Here is a 4525-nt window from a genome sequence, read left to right as displayed (position 1 = left end):
GTTCAGGAATTAAACGTGAGGTCTCTGGATAATTCCCTTCCAAAAGTCTGGATAAGAAGTAAAGGTGCTTGGTACGGAACAATACCTGATTATCCGTGACACTTACTTCAATCGTATCTTCTGAATCATCAAGAATTTTATTCAGTTCAGTTAAGCTTTTACCTGGAATGACAACCGGAGGCAGATTCTTGCCTTCTGGATGCTCCAATGGGATCTTCCTGGATGCCAGACGATGGCTGTCCGTTGCAATAAACTCGAGCTCTCCATTTGCGATACGCACATGAACGCCCGTCAAAATAGGTCTTGTTTCAGAAGTGGAAACCGCAAATACAGTTTGACGAATTAAATTCTTTAATAGATCAATAGGTAACTCAAAGCTATCCTCGGTATGTAACTGAGGAAGCTGCGGATATTCTTCAGGGTCCTGTCCATTCAAATGGAATTCAGCATTACCTGAGCGAATGGTAACATTTCTGTAATTGTCACTTTCGATTTCAACAGTGTTTTGTGGAAGTTTACGAACGATATCAGGGAAATACTTAGCCTGCAGTACTAGACTCCCTGGTTCAATGTTCTCAACATAAACGATTCCATCTTCTTCTTGTGGAATAAAAGATTCAATCGAAATATCCGAATCACTTCCGGTCAGTTTTACACCTTCTTCACTAACTTCTAATTTCATTCCAGTCAAAATAGGAATGGTCGTTCTTGATGAAATAGCTTTCATGACATCCTGAACGCTTTGCATCAACTGCTCCCGCTGAATTATAAATTTCATGAATACCTTCCTCCTAGTGAACCTATATTATATATTTATTTTTTATTAATAAACCGTAATAGTAATAGTATGCGCTGTGGATTTGTGGATAACAGGATTTAGACCAAACAAATCAAGGTTATCCACATGTGTATAAGTTGTTGATGAACGTGGTACAGTTATTCACATTATCCACTTAGGTTTTCAGCTGCTCTTTAATTTCATCCAGTTCTTTTTGAAGCTGCTGATCGGCTGCGACCATTTTAGAAATCTTCTCATGAGCATGAATGACTGTCGTATGATCACGGCCTCCAAATTCTTCCCCAATCTTCGGTAAAGAAAAATCGGTTAGCTCTCTTGATAGATACATAGCGATTTGACGCGGAAAAGCAATGGTTTTCGTCCGCTTCTTCGCTGGAAAATCTTCTAATCTAACATTATATTTCTCTCCAACCATTTCCTGAATGGCTTGAATTGTAATTACTTTAGGCTTAGAGCTTGGAATGATATCTTTTAACGCTTCAGCTGCCAGAGAAGCATTAATATCACGATTAATCAAAGACGAATAAGCTACCACTCGAATAAGAGCTCCCTCCAGCTCACGAATGTTTGTATCGATTTGATTCGCGATATAAAGCATCACTTCGTTTGGAATATCCAGCCCTTCTGCATTGGCTTTCTTACGCAGAATGGCAATCCGCGTTTCTAAATCCGGCGGCGTAATGTCCGTAATCAATCCCCATTCAAAGCGGGAGCGCAGCCGATCCTCAAGAGTCGGTATTTCTTTAGGCGGCCGATCACTGGAGATAACGATCTGTTTGCTTTCTTCATGAAGTGTATTAAACGTATGGAAGAACTCTTCCTGGGTCTGTTCCTTACCTGCAAGAAACTGAATGTCATCAATTAAAAGCACATCTACACTGCGGTATTTATTACGGAAGTTGACGGCTTTATTGTCACGGATAGAATTAATAAATTCATTGGTAAACTTTTCAGATGATAAATAAACGACTTTCGCATTTGGATTATGATCCAGGACATAATGGCCAATCGCATGCATCAGGTGTGTTTTTCCGAGTCCGACCCCACCATAGATAAACAGCGGATTGTAAGCTTTTGCCGGTGCTTCTGCCACCGCCAGAGATGCTGCGTGGGCGAAGCGGTTTCCTGAACCGATCACAAACGTATCAAACGTATATTTAGAATTGAGCATACTTTGTGGTGTCTCTTCATTCCCGTTGTTTTTCACATCAGGAACCTTCTTGGAGGACAGCTTCACATCATCCATCGATTCTTCTTTTGTTTCCGGAATAATAAATTTTGTATCTAACTCCGCTCCCGTCACTTCATAGAGCGTTTCCGTAATCAATCCCTCATATTGGTTCTCGAGCCAGTCTCTGGCAAATTCATTCGGAGCTACAATGGTCAGGGTATTTTCGCTAAGAGAATCAGCTTTGGTAGCCTTCAGCCATGTTTCAAAGCTTGGCTTACTGATTTTTTCTTTAATATGCTCCAAGGTGTTATTCCAAAGTTCGTGTATGTTCTCCAAATTGTTTCACCCCTTTCTCTATAAATGGAAAACAAAAAAACCTTTCGTTCTCTTTTTCGAACGTAGCAAAAGGATCGAAAGGTTGCTGTATAAGTTTTGTATACTCTTTTTCGTTAGAAAACTTCTAATTTCAATGTGGATGTGAGATTCGCGACATACAAGACTTATAGAAAGTTATTTTCACTATCCACATTCCTGTGCATAAAAGCATATACAGGCGTGTTAATAAATGTCCACACGTTATCCACAATCTGTGGAAAAGATTTTAAGCACTCAGAAGTCATTCACGCTTAAACACAAATATAATACCAAATAAAAACTGTAGTTGCAATGATTTAGGGGAACTTATCCACAATTACCACACCTTGTAGACAGCCGCTATCCACAACACTATATTTTGTGAATAGCTTGTCGATATTTGGTGTGGACAGTCAGCTGGAGTCGAAAAAAATATACACACAGCCTGTGGATGTTCGCTGAATGTATTTTATTTTCGCTTATTTCTCTAAAAAAATCAACGAGGTGTTATAGTACACAAACTGTTATATAACGGAGTAGGTTTAAGTGGATCTGGAGAAGAACGTGAAAAGGACATTGACAGAATGAAGATTCGTTGCTTATAATTATTAGGACTGCCTTTTAGAAGTAAGTTATGGAATTATTCCTCAGGAGGTGTATATATAATGAAACGCACATTTCAACCAAATAATCGTAAGCGCAAAAAAGTACACGGCTTCCGTACGCGCATGAGCAGCCCAACCGGCCGTAAAGTAATTGCTCGTCGTCGTCGTAAAGGAAGAAAAGTTTTATCAGCATAGGCCACTGAAAACCTCAGTGGTCTTTTTTTCTAGTTAAGATTGTCTTGCGGAGTCGGGTCTCTATTATGAGATCCACTGCGCTTTTCTAATGTTCAGGGCGTGAAGGTCTGACTGGGGTTTAGCGCTTTATATTTTTGGAGGGAGTTCTATGAAGAAAGAATATCGAATTAAAAAGAATGAAGAATTCCAAAAAGTATTTCAGCACGGTCAGTCGTTCGCGAACCGGCAACTCGTCCTTTACTATTGGAAGAAAAAAGACCAGGCTCATTTTCGGATCGGCCTCTCTGTCAGTAAGAGGATTGGACCTGCAGTGGTCCGCAATCAGGTGAAACGTTATTTAAGACAAGCCTTTCACGAACTGGAAGGTCAAATTCATCCTCATTATGACTTTGTGATTATTGCTAGAAAACCGACTAATTCTATGAACTTTCATGAAACGAAAAAAAGCTTGATCCATGTTCTATCAAGGTCAAAGCTATTAAATAAGAAAAAATAAGCCATCATCTTATAGAATTATTCTATGAAATAATGCTACACTGATGTATGGACATAAAATAATTTTAAATGAATAGCCAGAGGGATTCAGTAAGGAGGAAGGAACGTTGCGTAACAAAATAATAGCATTGCTTGCCATGGCAGGTGTGCTTACGTTCTTATCCGGGTGTACCCAGGTCAATCAGGATATCACCGAGGATAGTACAGGATTTTGGAATGAATATATTGTTTTTCCATTATCTAAGACGCTCTTGTTTTTTGCAGATTTGACAGGTGGAAGTTTTGGACTGGCGATTATTGTCGTGACCATTATTATCCGCGTATTGTTACTGCCGCTAAACGTTAAACAATTGAAAAGTTCAAAAGCTATGCAGGAAATTCAGCCTCAACTTAAAGAATTAAGAGAAAAATATTCTTCTAAGGATGCACAAACCCAGCAAAAGCTTCAGCAGGAAACGATGCAGCTTTTCCAGAAAAATGGAGTAAATCCATTGGCAGGATGTCTGCCTATTATTGTGCAAATGCCGATATTAATTGGTTTCTACCATGCTATTATGAGAACATCTGAAATTCAAACGCACAGTTTTCTATGGCTTCAACTTGGAGAATCCGATCCATTCCTTGCGATTCTTACAGCTGCCACAACTTTCTTACAGCAGAAACTGATGATGGCCGGCGGAGCCGCAGCTCAAAACCCGCAGATGCAAATGATGATTTACATTATGCCGCTTATGATCGGTACATTTGCTTTCTTCTTCCCATCAGCCCTGGCTCTGTATTGGATTGTAGGTAATATTGTTATGATTCTTCAGACGGTCTTTATTCGTAAGCCAATGATGAAAGACGCGACGGGAGGAGCAGGTGAGTGAAGCAAATAACTGCTACTGGTACCACAGTTGATGAAGC

Annotated in this window: 5 protein-coding genes; 3 read left to right on the top strand and 2 right to left on the bottom strand. The window is 39.7% G+C overall.

Annotated features, from left to right (window positions below; all coding sequences use genetic code 11):
* Both dnaN and dnaA read right to left on the bottom strand, forming a co-directional pair.
* Positions 1-778, bottom strand: a 778-nt coding sequence (dnaN, locus tag WAM07_RS17355; RefSeq protein WP_422168647.1) for a DNA polymerase III subunit beta, incomplete at its 3' end; no start/stop codon positions are given.
* A 175-nt stretch (positions 779-953) separates the two neighbouring features.
* A complete protein-coding gene (dnaA, locus tag WAM07_RS17350) occupies positions 954-2306 on the bottom strand; it encodes a chromosomal replication initiator protein DnaA (RefSeq protein WP_014641299.1) in 1353 nt (450 codons plus the stop codon).
* 683 nt (positions 2307-2989) lie between these two features.
* On the opposite strand from dnaA, the gene rpmH reads away from it, so the two are divergent.
* From rpmH to spoIIIJ, 3 genes are all read left to right on the top strand, one after another.
* On the top strand, positions 2990-3124 hold the full coding sequence (gene rpmH, locus WAM07_RS17345; RefSeq protein ID WP_422168646.1) for a 50S ribosomal protein L34: 135 nt from the start codon (positions 2990-2992) through the stop codon (positions 3122-3124).
* 148 nt (positions 3125-3272) lie between these two features.
* Entirely contained in the window at positions 3273-3620 is a 348-nt protein-coding gene (gene rnpA / locus WAM07_RS17340) for a ribonuclease P protein component (protein ID WP_422168645.1), read from the top strand.
* A gap of 106 nt (positions 3621-3726) precedes the next feature.
* Complete coding sequence (gene spoIIIJ / locus WAM07_RS17335; RefSeq protein ID WP_422168644.1) at positions 3727-4488, top strand: YidC family membrane integrase SpoIIIJ; 762 nt, start codon at positions 3727-3729, stop codon at positions 4486-4488.
* Positions 4489-4525 lie beyond the last annotated feature (37 nt).

Source organism: Halobacillus sp. (assembly GCF_049282395.1).
Taxonomy (GTDB): Bacteria; Bacillota; Bacilli; order Bacillales; family Halobacillaceae; genus Halobacillus.
The sequence above is the reverse complement of the archived record's forward strand: the minus strand, read 5'-3'. Positions and strand labels throughout refer to the sequence as shown.

Excerpts from the sequence above, each read along its gene's own strand:
- rpmH (WP_422168646.1), top strand. The coding sequence starts at position 2,990 with ATGAAACGCACATTTCAACCAAATAATCGTAAGCGCAAAAAAGTACAC.
- rnpA (WP_422168645.1), top strand. The coding sequence starts at position 3,273 with ATGAAGAAAGAATATCGAATTAAAAAGAATGAAGAATTCCAAAAAGTA.